12 protein-coding genes are annotated in these 21,798 nt (G+C 72.3%); 5 read left to right on the top strand and 7 right to left on the bottom strand.

What is annotated here, in order from left to right; all coding sequences use genetic code 11:
• Positions 1 to 57 precede the first annotated feature (57 nt).
• Positions 58 to 3,888: an nSTAND1 domain-containing NTPase gene (locus AC07BF_RS02585; RefSeq protein ID WP_478332822.1), complete on the top strand. Its 3,831-nt coding sequence runs from the start codon at positions 58 to 60 to the stop codon at positions 3,886 to 3,888.
• Positions 3,889 to 4,080: 192 nt separating this feature from the next.
• Here the strand turns inward: AC07BF_RS02585 and AC07BF_RS02580 are convergent, their stop codons facing one another.
• The 6 genes from AC07BF_RS02580 to AC07BF_RS02555 form a co-directional block, all read right to left on the bottom strand.
• A complete protein-coding gene (locus tag AC07BF_RS02580) occupies positions 4,081 to 5,400 on the bottom strand; it encodes a ferritin-like domain-containing protein (protein WP_478332821.1) in 1,320 nt (439 codons plus the stop codon).
• On the bottom strand, positions 5,397 to 6,149 hold the full coding sequence (locus AC07BF_RS02575; protein ID WP_478332820.1) for an HvfC/BufC family peptide modification chaperone: 753 nt from the start codon (positions 6,147 to 6,149) through the stop codon (positions 5,397 to 5,399). Before AC07BF_RS02575 ends, AC07BF_RS02580 begins: the two co-directional genes overlap by 4 nt.
• Before the next feature lies 1 nt (position 6,150).
• Positions 6,151 to 7,047, bottom strand: a complete 897-nt coding sequence (bufB, locus tag AC07BF_RS02570; RefSeq protein ID WP_363583442.1) for an MNIO family bufferin maturase — start codon at positions 7,045 to 7,047, stop codon at positions 6,151 to 6,153.
• A complete protein-coding gene (locus tag AC07BF_RS02565; RefSeq protein WP_363583440.1) occupies positions 7,044 to 7,691 on the bottom strand; it encodes a hypothetical protein in 648 nt (215 codons plus the stop codon). The genes bufB and AC07BF_RS02565 overlap by 4 nt, the downstream gene beginning before the upstream one ends.
• A gap of 226 nt (positions 7,692 to 7,917) precedes the next feature.
• Complete coding sequence (locus tag AC07BF_RS02560) at positions 7,918 to 9,291, bottom strand: HAMP domain-containing sensor histidine kinase (protein ID WP_478332819.1); 1,374 nt, start codon at positions 9,289 to 9,291, stop codon at positions 7,918 to 7,920.
• Positions 9,288 to 9,974 (bottom strand): response regulator transcription factor, encoded by a 687-nt coding sequence (locus AC07BF_RS02555; protein WP_363583436.1) that lies wholly within the window; start codon positions 9,972 to 9,974, stop codon positions 9,288 to 9,290. Before AC07BF_RS02555 ends, AC07BF_RS02560 begins: the two co-directional genes overlap by 4 nt.
• A 432-nt stretch (positions 9,975 to 10,406) precedes the next feature.
• On the opposite strand from AC07BF_RS02555, the gene AC07BF_RS02550 reads away from it, so the two are divergent.
• From AC07BF_RS02550 to AC07BF_RS02540, 3 genes are all read left to right on the top strand, one after another.
• Positions 10,407 to 11,159: an LmeA family phospholipid-binding protein gene (locus AC07BF_RS02550; protein WP_478332818.1), complete on the top strand. Its 753-nt coding sequence runs from the start codon at positions 10,407 to 10,409 to the stop codon at positions 11,157 to 11,159.
• Positions 11,156 to 12,370 (top strand): alpha/beta hydrolase, encoded by a 1,215-nt coding sequence (locus tag AC07BF_RS02545; protein ID WP_478332817.1) that lies wholly within the window; start codon positions 11,156 to 11,158, stop codon positions 12,368 to 12,370. The genes AC07BF_RS02550 and AC07BF_RS02545 overlap by 4 nt, the downstream gene beginning before the upstream one ends.
• 75 nt (positions 12,371 to 12,445) lie before the next feature.
• Positions 12,446 to 13,249: an SGNH/GDSL hydrolase family protein gene (locus AC07BF_RS02540; RefSeq protein WP_363630026.1), complete on the top strand. Its 804-nt coding sequence runs from the start codon at positions 12,446 to 12,448 to the stop codon at positions 13,247 to 13,249.
• 61 nt (positions 13,250 to 13,310) lie between these two features.
• Here the strand turns inward: AC07BF_RS02540 and AC07BF_RS02535 are convergent, their stop codons facing one another.
• Entirely contained in the window at positions 13,311 to 16,274 is a 2,964-nt protein-coding gene (locus AC07BF_RS02535) for a glycoside hydrolase family 3 C-terminal domain-containing protein (RefSeq protein ID WP_478332816.1), read from the bottom strand.
• A gap of 488 nt (positions 16,275 to 16,762) precedes the next feature.
• Here AC07BF_RS02535 and AC07BF_RS02530 point away from each other — a divergent pair, with 488 nt between their 5' ends.
• The gene (locus AC07BF_RS02530; RefSeq protein ID WP_478332815.1) at positions 16,763 to 21,655 is read left to right on the top strand and encodes a glycosyl hydrolase family 18 protein; all 4,893 of its coding nucleotides are present in this window, start codon (positions 16,763 to 16,765) and stop codon (positions 21,653 to 21,655) included.
• Positions 21,656 to 21,798 lie beyond the last annotated feature (143 nt).

Raw genomic sequence — 21,798 nt, 5'->3', positions numbered from 1 at the left:
CATTCAAGTCGGACAACGATGTGAGGGGGCGGGAGAGGCCTGCCAGGGGTGGTGAACGTGGACACGCGGCCGAACGGGACACGGCGCAAGGCCCGACTGGGCAGACCGGAGCGGTTCGTCGATCCGCAGGCCGGTCCGGTGGAGCGGCTCGCCTGGGAGCTGCGCCAGCTACGGGACCGGTCGGGCGCACCGAGCTACCGCGCGCTGGCGAAGGAGTCGCACTACTCCGCCAGCACGCTGGCGGAGGCAGCGAAGGGCGAGCGCCTGCCGTCGCTGGCCGTGGTGCTCGCCTACGCGCGGGTGTGCGGCGGGGAGAAGGCGGAGTGGGAGGCCCGCTGGCTGGCGGCTTCCCGGGCCGTCCAAGGGCCGTCCGCCACGGCGCAGGACGGCGACAAGGACCGCGCGGACGGGGGCGACCCCGCTCACTGCCCGTACCTGGGACTGGCCGCGTTCGGCACGGGGGACGCCGACATCTTCTTCGGCCGGTCGGAACTGGTGAGCCACCTGGTCCGGCACGTGGGTGACCACCGGCTGACGGCAGTCGTCGGCGCCTCCGGCAGCGGCAAGTCCTCGCTGCTGCGGGCCGGGCTGCTCCCCCGGCTCGACGAGTCCTGGCACACCGCGCCGCTGGTCCCCGGCGACCACCCGCTACGGGCGCTGGCCCTGGCGGTCTGCGCCCTGACGGGCGGTGACGCGGAGGCACTGTCCCGCGCGCTGGCCGACGAGCCCGCGGCCCTGGGGATCGCGCTGGACACCTGGCTGGTCACGCAGCCCGCCGACCGGCGCGTCGTCCTCGTCGTCGACCAGTTCGAGGAGCTCTTCACCACCTGCGCGGACGTCGGGGAGCGGGAAGCGGCCCTGGCCTGCCTGGCCTGGACGGCCGGCGACCGCACGGCCGTCGACGGGACGGCCGACGGCCACACAGCCGGCGACGGAGCGGCCGGGGCCGGCGCGGCCGAGGCCCGGGTACGGGTCGTCATCAGCGTGCGCGCCGACTTCTACGACCGCTGCCTCGCCCACCCCGCCCTGGCCGCCGCCCTCCGCTCCGGCGCCCAACTGCCGGTCGGCGCACCCACCCGGGCCGAGCTGCGGGACATCGTCGTCGAACCCGCGGCCCGAGCGGGCGTCGTGGTGGACCCCGACCTGCTGGAGGCCGTCCTCGCGGAGGCCACCGGCCAGCCCGGCGCGCTGCCGCTGGTGGCCCACGCGATGCGCGAGACCTGGACCAGGCACCGCGGGACCGTCCTGCGGCTGGCCGACTACCGGGCCACCGGCGGCATGCGGGGAGCCATCACCCAGACCGCCGAGGCCATGTACGCCGCTCTCCCGCCGGGCCACCAGGAGGCCATGCGGCTGCTGTTCCTCCGGCTCACCGCCCCGGGCGAGGGCACCGAGGACACCCGCCGCCGCCTGGCCCGGAAGGAACTCGACGGCCTCGCCGACGCCGCGACCGTCGACGACCTCCTGCACCGGCTCGCCGCCGCCCGCCTGATCGTCCTGGCCGACGGCACCGTCGACGTCGCCCACGAAGCGGTCATCCGCGCCTGGCCTCGGCTGCGCCACTGGCTCGACGTCGACCGCGAGGCCCTGCGGACACACCGCCGGCTCACCCAGGCCGCCCTGACCTGGAACGAACTCCAGCGCGACCCGGGAGCGTTGTACCGGGGAGCACAGCTCGCCACCGCCTGGAGCTGGTCCCGTACCCGCGGCGCGGCGCTCAACCGGCTTGAGTCCGCCTTCCTGGACGCCAGCACCGCGGCGGACGGCCAGCGTGGCCGTCGCCGGCGCCGGACGGTCGTGGCGCTGGCCGTCCTGACCGTGCTCTCCCTGGTGCTGGCGGTGACCGCGTTCGTCCAGGGGGAGCAGTCCGACGCGCAGCGCCGCGTCGCGGTCTCCCGCGAACGGGCCGCCCAGTCCAGGCAACTCCTCGAAACGCAGCCCGAGGCCGCGGCGCTGGTCGCGCTGGAGGGCTACCGGACGGCCCGCACCACCGAGGCCCGCGGCAGCCTGCTGAGCGCCTACGCCGCCTACTCCTCCAACCAGTTCACCGGTCACACCGGCACCGTGACGGCGGTGGCGTACGCGCCCGACGGCCGCACCCTGGCCACCGGCAGCGCCGACCACACCGTGAAGCTGTGGGACACCACCACCCACCGCATGCTCGCCACCCTGACCGGCCACACCGGCATCGTCAACACGGTCGCCTTCAGCCCCGACGGCCGCACCCTGGCCAGCGCCGGCGCCGACCGCACCGTACGGCTGTGGGACGTCGCCTCCGACCGCACGACGGGCATCCTCACCGGCCACACCGGCGCCGTCTCCTCGGCGGTGTTCTCGCCCGACGGACACACCCTGGCCACCGCCGGGTACGACCAGACCGCCCGGCTGTGGGACGTGGCGTCCCAGCGCGCCCTCACGACGCTCACCGGTCACGCCGGTTCCGTACGAGCGGTGGCGTACGCGCCCGACGGCCGCACCCTGGCCACCAGCGGCGCCGACCACACCGTGAAGCTGTGGGACACCACCACCCACCGCATGCTCGCCACCCTGACCGGCCACACCGGCGCCGTCGGCACCGTCGCCTTCAGCCCCGACGGCCGCACCCTGGCCAGCGCCGGCGCCGACCGCGCCGTGCGGCTGTGGGACGTGGCGTCGCACGACACCACGGCCGTCCTCAACGGGCACACGCAGGAGGTGAGCCAGGCCGCGTTCACCGCCGACGGCCGCACCCTGACCACGATCGGCCAGGACAACACGGTCGCCCTGTGGGACGTGGCCGAGCGCCGACTGACCGCCACCCTCCACGAGACCAACACATCCGCCCCCGCGCTGGCGCTCTCCCCCGACGGCAACGAGCTGGCCACCACCGCCACCGACAACATCGTCCACACGTGGGACCTCAAGAGCCGCCAGATCGCCGCCACCTTCAGCGCGACGAACGACCTGGACACCCTCGCGACCGTCGCCACCTACGCCCCCGACGGCCGGACCCTCGCCATCGGCCACACCGACGGCTCCGTCACCTCGTGGACCACCGCTCCGCTGCGCCCCGCCGTGACCTTCGCGGCGCACAGCCAGGGCATCATGCACCTGGCGTTCTCCCCGGACGGCCTCCTGCTGGCCGCCGCGAGCTCCGACCGCACGGCACGCCTGTGGGACGCCGCGTCAGGCCGCCCGGTCGCCACCCTCGAAGGCCACACCGACCAGGTGTCGAGCGTCGCCTTCTCCCCCGACGGCCGCACCCTGGCCACCAGCAGCCTCGACACGACCGTACGCCTGTGGGACGTGGCGACCCACCAGACGACAGCGGTCCTCCAGGGGCACACCAGCCTGGTCTCCAAGGCCGTCTTCGCCCCCGACGGACGCACCCTGGCCACCGCCGGGTACGACGGGACGGTGCGCCTGTGGGACCTGGCCACGCACCGCACCGTCGCCGTCCTGTCCGAGAACACCAACGCCATCGCTTCCCTGGCCTTCTCCCCCGACGGCCGCACCCTGGCCACCGGCAGCTCCGACGCCACCGTGCGCCTGTGGGACGTGGCGCAGCGCCGGACGGTCGCCACCCTGACCGGCCACATCAACACCGTCTTCTCCGTCGCCTTCAGCGCCGACGGCCGCACGCTGGCCAGCACCGACGCCAGCGGCACGGTGTGCCTGTGGGACGTGGCATCACAGCAGGTCACGGCACTGCTCGTCGGTCACACCAGAGCCGTGCACACGGCCGCCTTCAGCCCCGACCAGAGCACGCTCCTCACCGCCGCCAGCGACGGAGCACGGCTGTGGCCCACGGACGCGGACCGGACCGCCGACCGCATCTGCGACCTGAGCCGGAGCAACCACTGGCCCGAATCCCTCTCCGGTTCCGCCACGGGCGACACCTGCCGGTGAGCTCCGAGTCGTTGACGTAGCCCGCGCCCACAGCGCACCCGCCCACCCACAGCTCTCCTGCTTCGCCGCCCGCACCCGCCCGAACCCGCCCGCACCCGCCCGAACGCCGGATGTGCCACGAAGACACCGCCAACCCCCCGTTGCGAGAATCGTCGGAGCGGGCGGACGGGCCGGGGCGCCGGTCGCGGTCCGTCAGTTGGGCATCGGGCGCGGGCGGCTGGTGGGGGGATCCGAGGGGATGTCGTCCACGCTGGGCAGGTTCTTCAGGAGCCAGTGGACGCTGTTGTCACCGCCGAGTTCGGGGAAGTCGACGACGGCGGTCTCGCAGAGCCAGATCAGGTGCTCCTTCATGGTCCGGTGCCCCTTGGCCTTCTGCTCCGCGGCGAAGTCGTAGTACTCGAAGGTGGGAGCGGCACAGGCTCCGTCCCAGGCGGGGTCGTCGCTGCCCGGGGTCGTCATGAGGAGTTCCGCGATGGGGTAGAGCACACCGCTCATCGAGGCGATGAAGGTGCGTTCCAGGTGGTAACGGGTGCTCGTCCGGTTCGGGTTGAGGTTCGACCGGACGGCGTAGAGCTTGTCGAGCATGGCCAGGGTGTAGCAGTAGGCGGCATTGAAGAGGAGGGCCAGGCCTCCGGCCGGTCCGGAGAAGTCCTTCACCCGGGGATCGCCAGGGACGTTGCGGACCTGCCCGATGACCTCGATGCCCTGTTCGATCCTCTTGAACTTCGCGTAGTGCGAGAGCTCGTCGAGGCCGGGTCGCGGGTTGACGGGGTCGATCGGGACGGTGGCCTTCTTCGGGTCCACGCCCTCGCCCTGCTCGATCACGATCTTCAAGGCGGTCTGGGCCGTGTCAAGGTCGGTGATGACCACGGGTTCGCCGCCGCCGTCATGGTTCCAGTACGCGCTCTCGTACTGCCAGGGGGCGTTTGCCTTCGCGTACTTCCACACGCCGTCCGGGTCGACCTGGGTCAGGTGCTTGAGGCCCTCCTCGATCGCCCGGTAGAACTGGCCGAGCGTGTTGTACTCGTCCGGTTGCGGCTCGGCGCCCTTCTCGGCGGGCAGTTCCAGCGGCAGGAACACCCGGGTCATCAGGTCCTTGCTGCACCGCTCCAGGTGAAGGGTCAACGGCGGAGTCCGATGGAGCATCTTGCTCGGGTACTTGGTGATGAAGTCCGGGTCGTAGAAGACGATCCGGTCCGCTCCGCCGAGCGCGACCGCCAGGTTGCGCACCAGGCACAGGTGCAGCATCTCCTCGATCGCGATGCTGATGATCGTGCGCTGGGCGGAGATTCCCGGGTCCCACTGGCTGTGGCCCTTGGTCCCGATGGAGTAGGCCGCGTACAGGTACATCGGGATCGTGGACAGCTCGACCTGGGCCGCCTGATGCAGGTGGTCGAGCAAGGCGTCGATGTCCTCGATCGGCCGGTCGGCCTTGATCGTGTCGATCGGGGTGACCGCGAAGGGGATGTCGGCCAGGCGACGGGTGGCGGACTTGGTGGCATCGGTCGTCATACCTCGGCTCCGTTCGGTTCCGGGCGCTCGTGGCGCGGTGAGGGCGGTGCGGGTGGCGGACCGGCCCGGTCGGGGCGGTCGACTCGGTCGGGGTGGCCGGGGAACCCAGCCCGGGAGGCGAGGAGCGTGCGCCGGACGTCCTCGGTCAGCTCCGTCACGTGGACGCCGTGGTCCCGGCGGCGCAGCAGCAGGAGTACGGGGCGTGCGGCCGGCGGCTGCGGGTCCTCGCCGCAGGCCACCGCGGCCGCGTAGCGGTGCACGGGGTGCCGACAGGCCAGCACGCGGCACGCGCGGTCCGGCTCGGCGTCGTACACCTCGGCGAAAGCCCGTTCATATCCCGCGAGTTCGACGATCAGCTGGACCCAGGGATCGACGTCGTGGCCCGGTGGGTCGCGGTCGGGTCTGGTGGTCGCGAGGTGCGACGCGAAGCCGTCGGCGAAGTGCTCCAGGGTCCAGCTGCGGGACGGGCAGGTGTTCAGGTACTCGGTGGCGAGCGCGTCGAAGGCCTCCGGCCCCAGGAGTCGGCGCAGCGCGGGGAAGCAGGAGCGCAGGCAGGCCAGTAGGCGCAGCCGGTAACCGCGGCGGTAGATGTCCAGCCGCTCGCCGGCGGTGAGCCGGCTGGACGGCGTGAGCACCTGGGCGGTGGCCTCGCCGCCCTCCTGGTCCGGTCCGGTGGCGTGGAGGACGGCGGCCTGCAGCCAGTGCTGGAGTTCGGCCAGGTGCGCCGGCGCCCCTTCGACCGTCGACATGTCAGACTCCCGTCGCGACGGGGATGTTCGCCGGATCGAGGGCCCGCTGGCGCGCCTTTCCGAGTTCCGCCACCAGCTCGGGGAAGGGCGGCAGGCGGTCGTCCCACTCCAGCAGGGTGGACACGGGCCCGGTCAGCGCGATCGCCGCGTCGTACAGCTCCCACACGGCCGGTGCGACCGGTCCGTCATGGGTGTCGATCAGATGTGTGCCCGCGTCGGTGTGACCGGCCAGATGGATCTGTACGACCCGGTCGTGCGGGAGCGCTCCGAGGTATGCGCGCGGATCGGTGTCGTGGTTGACGGCCGACACGTAGACGTTGTTGACGTCCAGCAGGAGCCCACAGTCGGCCTCGACCGCCAGCCGCGCGACGAACTCCTCCTCCGGCATGGTCGATGCGGCGAAGCCCACGTACGTGCTGGGGTTCTCCAGCACCAGCGGGCGCTCCAGGAAGTCCTGCACGGTCCTGACCCGTCGCACCAGATGCGTCAGCGCGGCCTCGGTGAAGGGGACCGGCAGCAGGTCGTGGGTGTTGAGCCCGGCGACCCCGGTGAAGCACACGTGGTCCGACACCCAGGCGGCGCCCACCGTGTCGGCCAGCCGCCGGAGCCGCCCCAGGTAGTCGAAGTCCAGGGGCTCCACGCTGCCGATCGACAGCGACACCCCGTGCATGACCAGGGAGTGCCGCTCGGCGACCCGGTCCAGTACGTGACGTGGGTGGCCGTGGGAGTCGAGGTAGTTCTCGGAGATGATCTCCAGCCACTCGGCGCCCAGCCCATCACCGAGGTGGTCCAGTACGTACCGGTGGTGCGGGCCGCGCAGGCCGACACCGAACCCCAGGTTCGGCAGGTCGAAGCGGGACACCCGGTCGATCCGCTCGCCCTGGTGGGGCTCCGTCACGCGGTCGCCTCGTCCGACGGCAGCGGCAGCACCTGCGGCTTGCTCCGGTCGAGCCTCTTCTTCCTCCGCTCGGCCTCGTTCACCTCGTACGGCGGGACCAGGTCGTCCGGGTAGCCCTCGCCCGGGGACGGGCCGAACGGGAGGCCGGCAGCGTACATCCGGGCCTCGAACAGCTGGCGGGCGAGCTTCCAGACGCTCTTGCCCTTCAGCGGGCCGCCCGCGAACACCCGGCTGACATTGATCGGGCTCGCACAGCTGCCGTTCTGCCGACAGGCCTGCTCGCCCGGCTTGGCGAGTTCCGCGTCGGGGCCGGTGTAGCCGCACCCGCCCTGCCCGCGGCACTCGTTGGCGCCGTGGCACACGTGCAGGACGGTGGCACAGGCTCCCATGCCCGCCATCGGCGCCTTCTCGTCGATGTCGTGGTTGCGGCAGGCGTTCAAGCCCATGCACACATGGAGCTCAAGGGCCTTCTGCAGCTCGGCCGCGGACACGCGCGGCCCGCCGGCCTCGTGCGCGGCGTGCCGCAGCGCGATCCCGTCGTCGCCGCCGAGGATCACGCGCTCGATCTCCGCCAGTTCCCCGGGGCTCAGATCCGGGAAGCCGTCACCGCCGGCCGCCCTGCCACTGTTCTCCCTGCCACTCACGAGTACCTCCTCGATCGCCTTGGGTCGGGCACGCACGGCAGTGCGATCTCACTGCGCTGTCACACGATGTGACGCGCGCCACAGTCGCCAAGGTCATCACAGCCGGAGGCGGGCTGGATAGCGCCAAATGAGTAGTGTGCGAATTATTCCTGCGGAGCGAGCTCCGGGCGCTGCGCGGGGCAGGCGGTTCGGACGGCGGCCCTGGTCCGGGGTGCTGCGCGGGCGGCTACGCGTCGAGCGGGATGGTGCCGAGGGCGACGGTGAAGCAGGCGCCGCCCTCGGGGCCGTGGCCGTGGACGGTGATGGTGGCGCCGAGCCGGTCGGTGAGGCGACGGGTGATGGCCAGGCCGAGGCCGGTGCCGCCGGGGCGGGTGCCCGCATAGCGGGAGTGCAGGGCGCCGGGTTCGAAGGCGACCCGGACGTCCTCGTCGGTCAGGCCGGGGCCGCCGTCGCGGACCTGTAGCTCGGTGTCGCCGCTGTCCGTTCGCCGCAGGGCCAGCACCACGGGGGCGCCGGGCGGCGAGATCCGCACGGCGTTGCCGATCAGGCCGTCGAGCAGCTGGCGGACCCGGAATCCGTCGGTGACCGTGATCACGGGTTCCCCGGCCGTTTCCACCCGCAGGTGGAGTTCGCTCTGTCGGAGCCTCTGGTCCCAGGCTTGCGCGGTCTCACGGACGAGGGCGGTGAGGTCGGTGGGTTCGCGGGTGATGGGGAAGTCGTCGGCGTCCAGGCGTGCGAGTTCGAGCAGGTCGGAGACGAAGCGGTCCAGGCGTCTGGTCTCGGTCAGGAGGATCTGGCCGACCTGGGCCTGCTGCCCAGGTTCGACGACCCCGTCGGTGAGGGCCTCGGCGTAGCCCTGGAGTGCGGTGAGGGGGGTACGGATCTCGTGGGAGATCGAGGTCAGGAAGTCGCGCTGGCGTTGTTCGCTGCGTTCGAGGGCGGCGCCCAGTGCGTTCAGGGCCTGGGCGACGTCACGGGCCTCGGTGGGGCCGTCGGCCTCGCAGCGCAGGCCGCGTTCACCTGCGGCGAGTCGGTGGGCGACGCCGGCCGCCGCGACCAGGGGGCGGGCGATGCGGCGGGCCAGCAGGGCTCCGGCGAGGGCGGCTCCGACCAGGCCCGCGACCAGGGGGAGCGTCAGACTGCCGCGCATCCGGCCGGCAGCCGCATCGACCTCGGTGAACGGCTGGGTCAGCACGACAGCGCCGCCGTTGCTTGCCGGGTGTCCCTGGACGAGTACGCGCTGGTCGCCGAGCGAGGCCGTGGCGGAGAGCGTCCGTCCGGCGAGCAGCGCGTCCCGGTCGGCCGGGGCGACGGCCTGCGCCGCGGGGCCGTCCACGTGTCCGTCGGGATCGACGACGGCGACCAGGACGCCGGTGGCCCCGGTCAGCCGTTGGGTCTGGTCGAGGAGCAGCACGGACAGGTTGGGAGCGAGGCTGAGCACGGTGGCCTGCCGGGACAGGCGCTCCCGGTACTGGGACTCGGCGTTGGAGAAGGCGGTCTGCCAGGCCGCGACCCCCGCCAGTAGCACGGCCGTGGCTGCCACCACGGTGGCGAGCAGGACCAGGCTGCCGGTGAGGGAGCCCGCGCGCAGGCGCCTCACCGCTCCGGCTCCTGGGCGCTGTAGCCGATCCCCCGCACGGTGCGGATCGGGCTGGCGTCGCCGAGCTTGGCACGCAGCTGCGAGACGTAGACGTCGACGACCCGGCTGTCGCCGTAGTCGGCCTGCCCCCAGACCTGGGCACGGAGCTGCTCGCGGCTGAAGACCTGACCGGGCCGGGCCAGCAGGTGGGCGAGCAGGTTGAACTCGGTGGTGGTCAGCTCCAGCGGTTCGCCGTCGCAGAGCACCGTGCGGCGACCGGGGTCCAGGCGCAGCCGGCTGCCGCCCAGGACGGCCGAGACCGGTGGGCCGGCGGTGCGGCGCAGCACCGCCTTGACCCGGGCGACCAGCTCGCGGGGCGAGAACGGTTTGGTGAGGTAGTCGTCGGCACCGATCTCCAGGCCGAGGATCCGGTCGGCCTCCTCGTCCCGGGCGGTGACCAGGATGACGGGCGTCCAGTCGTCGGCGGCGCGCAGCCGGCGGCAGAAGTCCGTGCCGTCCAGCCCGGGCAGCCCGATGTCGAGAACGATCGCCACCGGCCGCAGCCGTGCCACGGCGGCCAACCCGGCGGTGCCGTCGGCCTCGGTGTGGACGCCGAAGCCCTCGCGGGTGAGGTACAGGCGCTGGAGGTCGGCGATGTGGCGCTCGTCCTCCACCACCAGCACAAGGCCCTTGCTCTGTGTCATCTGTCCGGTGTCACCGCAGTCTCCCCGCGCCGCGGCACCCATCTCGCGGCTGCTTGGCCAGTCGCGCGTGCCACGGCTTCGAACTGCACCGATGCTAACCCGCGGGCCGTCACCGTCCGGCGGACCGACGGCGATCCTTACAAGGCCCGAACACAGGCCGAACCTTCGCCTTGCACAACGGCGACAGGATGCTTCCGACCTCGCCGACCGGCGGGGTCGGGACAAGGGAGAGCAGTCGTGCTCACGGGCTCCAGATCCCTCGTGCTGCTCGGCGTCTGTGTTGCGGCCCTCCTGATCGTCGCGGTCGTCGTGCTGCTCACGCGCACCGGTCGCGCCCCGTCCCCAGGACAACGGCCGACCACAGGACGCCGCCGGGACCGCACCGGGCCGCCCGCCCCCCTCCGACGCCCCGACAACGACAGCAGGACAATGATGACCATCCGTCCAGAACCGGCCCGAACCGCCACCGCGCGGCTGGGCCGCCTCCGCCGCCCGACCACCCGGCGAGGCCGGATCACTCGCGCCGTCGTCCTGCCCGTGGCCGTCGTGCTGGCCCTCGCCGGGGGCGGCGAGGCCGTCACCCGGCACGTCCTGAAGAGCCGGATCGCCGACCGCATGGGGAAGGCGCTCGACACCCGGGTGACGGTCGACACCGGCGCCGGCCCGGCGCTGCTCGCGATCCTCGACCGGCACCTGGATCACGTCACGCTCGGCGCGGACGACGCCCACGTCGGCTCACTCACGGGCGCCTCGGTCCGCATCACGCTCGACGACCTCCACCTGGCCGAGCCCGCGACGGCGTCCGACGTCCGGGCCACCGTCACGATCCCCGCCGACTCCCTGGCGGGAGCGATCCACGACTCGGGCCAGGGCGTTCCCGTCAGCAGCACCCGGACCGACCCCGCCACCGGCACCCTCCTGCTCGCCCTGGGCCCGGGTGGCATGGGCCAGTTGACGCTGAAGCCCGCCCTGGCCGACGGCCGGGTCACCATCACCGCCACCAGCCTGCAGTTCCTCGGCCGAACGATCACCGGTCCCCAGCTCGACCAGATCAACACCAAGCTCACCGCGCGGAACCGACAAGCCGACTACCCCCTGTCCCTCAAGCCCGTCTCACTCACCGTCACACCGACCGGACTCGCCCTCACCCTGGCCTCCGGCCCCACCACGCTGAAGCAGCCATGAACCAGGAACCGACCCCGGCGATGACCGACCCCACGACACCGCCGTCCAGCCACCCCACGACACCACCGTCCAGCCGCCGCACCCGCCTGCGCCGACGCATCGTCGTCGCCGTCACGGGCCTGCTCGTCCTCACTCTCACCGCGGCGTCCGGCGCGCTGTGGCTACTGACCGGCAAGTTGCTGCACCCCACCGACGACACCCCGCTGAACACCCGCGTCATCGCCGTGGGGAACGCGACGGTGACCCTTCCCGCCACCGACGAGAGCCGCTACACCGGCACCTACGGCCTGGTCTGGCAGGACAGCGGATCCGCACAGCGGCGCTCGGGAGAACTCGGCCGCGTCCTCACCTCGGACGGCAAGACCGTCACCCGCGAACTCCAGGCCACCACCCCACCCGCCGTCGGCGCCAAGGCGAAGATCATCGTCACCGTGTGGAACTCGGACCCGCGCCGAGCGGTGGGGCTGGACTACCAGGACGTCAGCTACCCCGGCGACCTGGGCCCGATGCCCGCCTGGTACCTCCCGGGCTCGCGCAGCACCTGGGTCATCCAGGTCCACGGGCTCGGCGCCGGCCGCAGCGCGGGCCTGCGGACGATGCCCGGACTGCACGACCTCGGCTACCCTATCCTCGACATCACCTACCGCAACGACCCCGGCGCACCCCGCGACTCCAACGGCAACCGACAACTCGGCAACACGGAATGGCGCGACCTCGACGCCGCCGTCCGCTACGCCCGCGCCCACGGAGCCTCCGGCGTGGTGCTCTACGGGTTCTCCATGGGCGGCGCCATCGTCGAGAACTACCTTCAGCGCGCCCAGGACACCAGCGCGGTCCGCTCAGTCGTCCTCGACTCACCCGCACTCGACTACCGGGCGGCCATCGACACGATCGCCACCGGCCTCGGACTCCCGTTCCCCATCGCCGACCTCACGGCCCCCTTCATCCGGGTCCAAGCCGGAGTGGACCTCGACCAGGTCGACACCCTGGCGGCGAACCGGCGCAACGGCGGCCCCGAACAGCCCGTGCTGCTCTTCCACGGCACCGCCGACACACTCGTCCCGTACGCCGGCAGCGCCCGGTTCGCCCGCGACTGGCCGGACAAGGTCCGACTCGTCACCGTCCCCGGGGCCGGCCACACCGGCTCCTGGAACGCCGACCCCGCCCGGTACGACAAAGAGCTCGCCGACTTCCTCGGTCAGCACTCCTGACCGCGTCCCGGGCACCGCGCCGCAACGCCGAACAGCCCCACTGACACACCAGCCGTCCCACCAAGGAGGCAACCGATGAGCCGAACCCGCCCCGCAGCCCTCGCGGCCGCGCTCCTCACCCTGACGACCACCGCACTCGCCGCCACCACCGGCACCGCCCACGCCGCCCACGCCGCCACCGTCAACTACGTGGCCCTCGGCGACTCCTACTCCGCGGGCGGCGGATCATCCAGCACGTACCTCAACAGCTGCAACCAGAGCACCAACGCGTACCCGTACCTCTACGCCCAGTCCACCTCACCGGCCACCTTCGACTTCCAGGCCTGCGGCGGCGCCACCACCACCGACGTCGTGAACAACCAACTCGCCCCGCTCACTTCCGGCACCACCTTGGTCAGCATGACCATCGGCGGCAACGACGTCGGCCTGCGCGACGTACTGGCCTCCTGCCTGCTCGGCAGCGACGCCGCCTGCCTCAGCGCCGTCTCCTCCGCAGAGAACACCGCCCGCACCCAGCTCCCCGGCGAACTCGACACCGTCTACGGCGCCATCCGCTCCCGCGCCGCCAACGCCCACGTGGTGATCCTCGGCTACCCCCGCTTCTACGACCCCGGCGCCCCCCTCTGCCCGGGGATCAGCCCGGCCAGGCGTGCTGCCCTCAACGACGGCGCCGACGTCCTGAACAGCGTCATCCAGAGCGAGGCCGCCAAGTACCCGAACTTCGCCTACGCGGATGTGACCAGCCGGTTCGCCGGCCACCAGCTCTGCGACCCCGCTCCCTGGCTGCACGCCCTGAACTGGCCGATCGGACAGTCCTTCCACCCGACCGCCGCCGGCCAGGCCGGCGCCTACCTCCCGGCTCTGGAAGCAAACGGCTGACGCAGCCCCGCCGCCCGCCGCCATCGGACGGCGGCGGACGGCGGACGGCCGGCGGTGGGCATCAGGAGGGCAGGGTCCAGCGCTGGTTGGGGCCGCCGTGGCAGTCCCAGATCTGCAGCCTGGTCCAGTCGGCGCCGCTGCCGTCGCGGGCGTCGAGGCAGCGGCCGGAGGCCGGGTTGAGGAGCGTGCCGTCCGGGCGTGGCTGCCAGCGCTGGGCGCCGGTGCCGTTGCAGTCGTAGAGCTGGGCGGGCGTCCCGGCGGCGGTCCAGCCGTTGGTGACGTCCAGGCACTTGCCGAGGGCCCGCAGGGACTCGTCCTGCCCGACGGTCCAGTCCTGGGCGCCGGTGGAGTTGCAGCGGTAGAGCTGGACGGCGGTGCCGTTGGCCGTGTCGGCGCGGTTGAGGTCCACGCACTGCCCGGCGATGCCGGTCACCCGGCCGCTCGGGCGGGGGGTGGCCCAGCTCTGTTCGGCGCCCCCCGAGCAGGTCCGCAGCAGCAGCCGGCCGTCGGCGGCCGCGAGGCAGCGGCCGGACGCCGGGTGGAGGATCGAGGAGCCCGGGCCCGGGCGCCACACCTGGTCGGCGCCCGCGGTGCAGTCCCGCAGCCGGACGGCGGCGCCGTCGTCCGGGCCCGCCGGGGTCAGGCAGCCGTCGAGGGCGCGGACGGTGCCGTCCGAGCCGACCGTGGCGTCCTGGGCCGCCGTGCCCGCGCAGCCGGCCAGTCGTACCGCCTCGTTGCCGTCCGCGGCGGCGGCGCCCGCGTCCAGACAGGACCCGTCGGCACCGGTGATCCGCCCGGACCAGGTGGAGACGACCGGAGAGCCCGGGACGTCCACCGCGCCCTGCAGCTTCGGCGCGCGCGAGGAGGAGCCGACCATGAGGCCGTACCGCCCGCCGGGGACCTGCCAGCCGTGCACGCCGGGATCCCAGACCGCGAAGGAGGAGCGGTCCAGCGGCAGTTCCACGTGCGTCGACCGGCCGGGCGCCAGCGTGACCTTGTCGAAGGCCTTGAGCTGCTGCGGCGGCTCGCCGGCCGCGGACGGGAAGGAGACGTACAGCTGCGGCACCTCGGTGCCGGTCCGGGCGCCCTGGTTGGCGAGGTCGAAGCCGACCCGCACCCGGCCGGCGGCGTCCGGGCCGGTCACGGTGAGGTTGCTGTAGCCGAAGGTGGTGTACGAGAGGCCGTGGCCGAAGGGGAACAGCGGGGCGGTGGCGGTCGCGTCGTACCAGCGGTACCCGACCGCGAGCTGCTCGGTGTAGTGGTAGGCGCCGTCCGTGCCGGGGTACTGGGAGGCGTCCCGGATCGGCGTGGCCGCCACCGAGGTCGGGAAGGTGACGGGCAGCCGCCCCGCCGGATCGGCGTCGCCGAACAGCACGTCGGCGAGCGCGGTGCCGCTCTGTTCGCCCGGGTACCAGGCCTCGACCACCGCCGGCACCGCGTCCAGCCACGGCATGGTGACCGGCCCGCCGGTGTTGAGCACCACCACCGTCCGCGGGTTGGCGCGGGCGACGGCGCGGATCAGGGCGTCGTCCGCCGGGGCGAGGTCCAGCGAGCCGCGGTCCGCGCCCTCGGTCTCCTCGTCGCCGACCACCACCACCGCGACGTCCGCCCCGGCGGCCACCGAGGCGGCCGCGGCCGCATCGTCGCCCGGGTGGTAGCGCACCGAGACGCCCGCACCGGCCCGGGCGGCGATGCCCTGGCGAGGCGTCACGACCTGGTCGGGGTAGGGGGCGACGTGCGAGGAGCCGTAGCCGCCGGTGTAGGCGTGGTCGGCCCACGGGCCGATCACCGCGACGGACGACAGGTGGGCGGCGTCCAGCGGCAGCACCGGCCCCTGGTTGCGCAGCAGTACCGTCCCGGCGGCGGCCGCCGCCCGGGCGTCGCGCGCGCCGGCGGCGGGGTCGGAGGCGGGCGGATCGGAGGCGGGCGGATCGGAGACGGCCTGGCCCGAGCCGGAGCCGGGGCCGGAGCCGGGCGGCCGGCCGCCGTCCAGCGCCCCGGTCCGGACCATCAGCCGCAGCACCCGCCGCACCTGGTCGTCCAGGACGGCCGGGGCGAGCCGCCCGTCGGCCACGGCCGCGTTCAGGTCGGCGAAGTACGTCGTACCGCCGAACTCCTGGTCCAGCCCGCCCGCCGCGGCGTTCACCGAGGAGTGGGTGGCCGGGTAGTCGGAACCGATCACCCCGTCGAACCCCCAACGGCCCTTCAGCACGTCCCGCAGCAGCGGGAAGTTCTCGCACGCCCAGATGCTGTTGACCGGGTTGTAGCCGCACATCGCCGACCAGGCCCGGCCGTCCCGGACGGCCGCTCGGAAGGCGGGCAGCTCGATCTCGGCCAGCGTCCGCTCGTCCACCTCCGAGCTGTACGACTGCCGGTTGTTCTCCTGGTTGTTCGCCGCGAAGTGCTTCACCTGCGCCGCGACCCCCTGCGCCTGGATGCCGCGGACCTCCGCCGCCGCGACCCGCCCGGCGAGGAACGGGTCCTCCCCCAGCGTCTCGAAGTTCCGCCCGCCCTGCGGCACGCGCACGAGGTTCACCATCGGCGCGTACAGCACCTGGTAGCCGCGCGCCCGGGCCTCGCGGCCCAGCACCGCGCCGTAGGTGGTGGCGAGCCCCGGGTCGAAGGCGGCGGCCAGCGACACCGGTGCCGGCAGCGCCGTCGCCGGTTGCCCGTCCCGCACGCCGGCCGGGCCGTCGGACAGCAGCAGCGGCGGGATGCCCAGCCGCGGCACGCCCCGGACGTAGCCGACCGCGTACACCCCGTTCGGTGCGGCGATCCCCTGTAGCAGCGTCGCCTTCTCGTCGGTGGTCAGCTGGCCGAGGAGCGCTTCGATCCTCTGCTCCGGCGACGGCCCGCCGTGCGACCCCCCACCGTGCGACCCCCCGTCCTGAGACCGCCCGCCGTGCGACTGCGGACCGGCCGGTCCGGCGACCGCTGGGCACATGCCGGAGCCGGAGGCGGCCGCCAGGAGGCAGCCGCTGAGCCCGAAACGGAGTATTCGCGTCCACGAGGTGATACGCCGCATGGCAGCACCTTTCGACGAAGGCGGGCCGAGCCGGGAGGGCCGGGAAATGTGACGGCCAGTCAAATTTACGGCGCATTAACACTTACCGGCAGGTAGCGCGCAAGGGCGCGTCGGAGGCACCAAGGGCGCGAACGGTCACCGAGGGGCGCAGGCGGGGGCGCGGACGGCGTCGGCCCGGCCGTCGTTGACGCGTCGTCTATCCGCTGTCAACACGCCGACCCTAGACGAACGGTGCTGCGCAACGGTCTGTACGCCGAGTTCCTCGGGGCGATCACCGCGCCCTGCCCTGGAGATCATCGCCGGAGGGCGCTGAGCGCCGAACGGGCTGGCGCTGTCCATCACGTGTCTACCGGTGCCTCGTACGTTCTGCCGCATCAATGTCACCGAATTCCTTTGGAGAGGACATGTTGCGGTTGCGAACGACCGTCCGGCCCGGCCGGGCACCGGGGGGCCCACCGCCAAGACGGCTTGTCGGAGGGCTCCGGCGGATGCTGGTGGTCCTGCTGGCGGTTCTCCTCCTGCCCATCGGGGCGACCGGGCCGGCGCACGCCGCCGACCCGCCGGACCCGGCTCGTCCCTACCTCCAGCTCATCGAGCTGCTGCGGGGGAACTTCACCCGCCCGTACCGCGCGGACTTCAACGTCACGCTCGATGACCCGAACCCCGTGATGGTCGACCTCTTCGATCTGGGACACCCGGATCAGGACCCCGTGCCGGGGATGGAAACCGGACTGATCATCGCGCCGCGCGACATGTACATCTGCGGCTTCTACACCGTCCGGGCGGGCGTGAAGACGCTCTACCGCTTGGCCGACAGGGGCGTCGGCACATCGCGGACTGCCCGCGACAACTGGTTCACGCAGCAGCAGCGGCAGCGGCCGCAACCAGGGCAAACCATCACGGTCCGGTATCGCGAGCTCAGCGCCATCGGCGTCGAGTACGGCGACCTCAGAAACGAGTCCGCCACGCCAGGCAACCTCTTCACATTCGAGAACGGCTGGGCGAATGTCGATGCCGACGCGCTGAGGAACGCCGTCAGAGTCCTGGAGAACGTCCTCGACGGCGGCCCGGACCCGGCGGCGCAGGCGCAACGGACACCATGGTTGCGCAGCGCACTGATGGTCCTCGTCGAAGCCGTGGCCGAGGGCACTCGGTTCCAGAACGTCAGGAACGGCATCGCGGCGGCGATGCGCAGCCGGATCCCGGCACGCATCCGTGAGTACGAGACCCAGATCCTGACCTGGGCCAGGCGAAGCAGGGACCTGTGGGACGCCAACCAGGACCCGAGCAACTCCTGGTTCGCCGCCACCGCAGCCGCCGTCGGGCTGGCCGTCCTCCAGGTCCAGGCGCAGAATCGGATCTGCCGGATACCGCGGTCGAGCGACGGCCCGTTCGCGTGCTCCCAGCCACTGGTGGAAGCGAGTTTCAGCACCAGCCGTGACGTCTACCTCCTCCGGGGGCCGTTCGTCGCCCGCATCGCGGACTTCCCGGGCAACGCCAGCCTGGCCGGAGGCAAGGAGGACACCATCTCCCACCTGTGGCCGGTCCTGGGGAACACACCGTTCGCGAACGGCTTCGACGCGGCCTTCACGCTGCCGGAGAACCCGGATGAAGTGATGATGTTCCGGGGGGACCAGTACATGCGGATGAGGGTGGACCCCGACACGGGGACCGCAACGATGACCAAGCCGCCGACCACGATCGCGGACGGGTGGCACAGCCTGGCCGGCAGTGACAGCACCGCACCCTTCACCCAGGGGGTCGACGCGGCCCTCTCGGTGACGGAGAACCAGGTCTTCCTCTTCAAGGGCGACACGTACGTGTCGCTGGAAGCCAACATCGGCCGTTCCACCGACCGCGTGCTCAACGGGCCCAAGCCCATCGGCGACAACTTCACCGCCCTGACCCGAGCCGGCTGGACCGACGGGTTCAACGCGGCCATCCGGTGGCCAGGCTCGCAGTTCTCCAACAGGGCCTATGCCTCCTTCTTCCGCGGGAACCAGTTGACCAGCGGATTCGTTGCGGCCGGCGGCACGGACGGCACCGTCGTCGTGGGCCCCACGGCTCTGCGCTGGAACGTCCTGCAGGGCACGATCTTCGCCGCCGGCGACACCACCGGCATGCCGAAGATCCCGCGGATGGACGACAACGGCCGCCCGACGGACACCCCACCGCCCCCGCCCTCGGCGGCCGGCGTCTCGCTGGTCAACGACGGCACCGGCCGGGTGGCCGACGTCGACCAGGCGAACCCCGCCAACGGCACCAAGGTCAAGGCCCTCGGCGGGAACGGGAACCCGGCGCAGAAGTGGAACCTGGACCGCCAGGACGACGGCCGGTTCGCGATCCGGACGGCCCTCGACCCCGGACAGGTGCTGGACGCCAACAGCAACCGGTCGCAGACCGTGGACGGCACCAGCTACTACAGCGCGCTCTGGCGGGACGGCGGGGGCGCGAACCAGCGCTGGCAGCTCGACGCGCTGGACGGGCGGACGTACCAGATCGTCTCCTCGGACGGCGGCTGCCTGACCGACCAGGGCGAGGACAAGGCCCTGGCCTTCTGGAAGTGCGCCGGGGCCGCCGAACAGCGGTGGCACCTGGAGGGCGGCACCAGCACCGGCGACCCCGGGGGGCCGGACTCCGCGGGAGCCCCGTTCGACGACTCGCCCGACGACCGGGGGACGAAGCCCGCCTCCTCGGGCGACTGCCGGCCCGAGGGGATGGCCGCCACCCCGGGGGTGAACGCCCGGTACTGCGACGTCTACGACAACAGCGGCCGGGAGTGGGTCGGTAACAACCGCACCCGGCGCACGGTGGGGTACTTCACGGGGTGGCGCTCCGGGGCCAAGGGAGACCCCGCGTACCTGGCGTCCAACATCCCCTGGTCGAAGGTCACACACGTGAACTATGCGTTCGCGAAGGTGGAGAACAACCGGATCAGCGTCGGTGACGTGAACGACCCGGCCAACCCGGCCACCGGCATGACCTGGGACGGCGACCGGAACGCCATGGATCCGTCCCTCCCGTACAAGGGTCACTTCAACCTGCTGAACACCTACAAGAAGAAGCACCCGGCCGTGAAGACGCTGATCTCCGTCGGCGGCTGGGCGGACACCCGGAACTTCTACGCGATGGCCACCAACGCCGACGGCTCGGTGAACCAGGCGGGCATCGACGCGTTCGCCGACTCCGTGACGGACTTCCTCGACCGGTACGGGTTCAACGGCGTCGACATCGACTACGAGTACCCCGGCGCCCTGCCCAACACGGGCAACCCCAACGACTGGGACGTCTCCAACCCGCGCCGCAAGGGCCTCCAGCAGGGCTACACCGCCCTGATGAAGACCCTGCGGACCAAGCTGGACCAGTCCGGCACGACCAAGGGCCGCTACTACCTGCTGACCTCGGCCGGGTCCGCCTCCGGCTACCTCGTGCGCGGACTGGACGCCGGCCAGGCGCTCCAGTACCAGGACTACGTCAACGTCATGAGCTACGACCTGCACGGCTCCTGGAACAAGTACGTCGGCCCGCAGGCCCCGCTCTACGACACCGGGCAGGACAACGAGCTGGCCGACGCCGGGATCTACAACGACCAGGCCGCGAACACCAAGGACTACCAGAAGAACGGCTACTTCAACACCGACTGGGCCTACCACTACTACCGCGGCGCCCTCCCGCCCGGCCGGATCAACCTCGGCATCCCCTACTACTCCCGCGGCTGGCAGAACGTCCAAGGCGGCACCGACGGCCTGTGGGGCACCTCCGCCATGGCGGACCAGTCCCAGTGCCCGAAGGGCGTCGGCGGCCGGGGCCCGGCCAAGGGCCAGGACTGCGGCCTCGGCGCGACCGGCATCGACAACGTGTGGCACGACACCGAGGACGGCCGCGAGGTCGGCGCCGGGTCGAACCCGCTGTGGCACACCAAGAACCTCCAGGACGGCCGCACCCCCGGCTACCTGAAGTCCTACGGAGTCGACCCGGCCACCGACGCCGGGAAGCTGACCGGCGGCTACGCCGAGAAGTACTCCGACCCGCTCCAGTCGTCGTGGCTGTGGAACGACGCCAAGAAGGTGTTCCTCTCCACGGAGAACGACAGGTCGATCGACGCCAAGGCGAAGTACATCGCGGACAAGGGCGTCGGCGGAGCCATGATCTGGGAGCTCGCGGGTGACTACACCAAGCGTTCCAACGGCGAGTGGGGGATGGGCTACGACCTGACCACCCGCCTCGACAACGCGCTCAAGGGCGCGGGGGCGTCCGGCAACACCACCGGCGGCGGCAAGACGCTGCCCGCCGAGGTGATCGACGTCAAGGCCGAGCTGGTGGACTTCCCGACCGACGTCGGGGACATGTGGCCGATGCAGCCGAAGCTGCGGATCACCAACAACTCCAAGGTCGCCCTCGCCCAGGGCACGGAGATCTCCTTCGACCTCCCCACCTCCGCCCCGCCGGTGGTGAAGGACGGGGCCTGGAAGGAGATGAGCGGCATCGTCCCCGGCCACACGGGGCCCAACGCGGGCGGGCTGAAGGGCGACTTCCACCGGGTGACCGTCAAACTCGGCTACTGCGAGGACATCCCCGCCGGCAGGTCGAAGGACATCGAGGTCAAGTACTACCTGCCCGTCACCGGCCCGGCGAACGTCACCTTCAGGATCGGCGGCAAGGACTACGGATCCACCGGCGACAAGCGCCGCGCGGTGACGACCGTCGATCCCCCGGCACCGGCCTCCGGGGCCCAGTGCCAGGCCGCGCCGTGGCAGGCGCACGCCTACAACCCCAACCCCTCGTTCGCGTTCTGGCAGACCGGCGACAAGTGGATCATCGAGGACCGCAACAGCGGCAACGTCCTCGACCACCCCGGCAGCTGGACCGACGCCCACCTGTCGATGAAGCAGACCGGCAACGCCAACCAGCTGTGGGCGGTGAGCGAGGACGACCAGGGCTGGTACCACATCAAGTCCGCTACCAGCGGCCACGACCAGTGCCTCGGCGCCACCACGGCCAGGGGCACCCTCACGGTCCGGGACTGCGACGGGAAGGTCGACCAGTGGTGGCGGCTGGTGCCGCTCAGCACGGACCAGGCCACCGCGGGCAAGCCGATGCTGGACCGGTGGGTCACCGGTGGCGCCAAGCACGGCAGCTCCTACGCGCTGGGCAGCTTCGCCGGCGGGAACGACGACTGGTGGAAGGCACCGGCCTACCTCGCCGCCCCCGCCAACAGCGCCACCGCCTCCAGTACGAAGATCATCGCCGGGGACACCGACGGCGCCTGGGCCTCGACGGTGTCGTGGAACGGCTTCTACTGGCGCGCCAAGTGGTGGAACAAGGCGACCGACGAGCCCGGCAAGAGCGACGCCTGGCAGAAGCTCGGCCCCACACCGTGACCGACCCGCACCCTGAGGGGAGTTGACCGCCGCGGGGGGGGGGGGGGGGCCCCCGGCCCTCCCGGGGGAGGTTCGGCCTGGAGGTAGGGGTGGCGGCGCGTTTGGAGGGGCGGGTTGAAGGGGGAGGGGGGTGGGAGGGGGAG

Source organism: Kitasatospora sp. NPDC043950 (assembly GCF_056435345.1).
The sequence above is the reverse complement of the archived record's forward strand: the minus strand, read 5'-3'. Positions and strand labels throughout refer to the sequence as shown.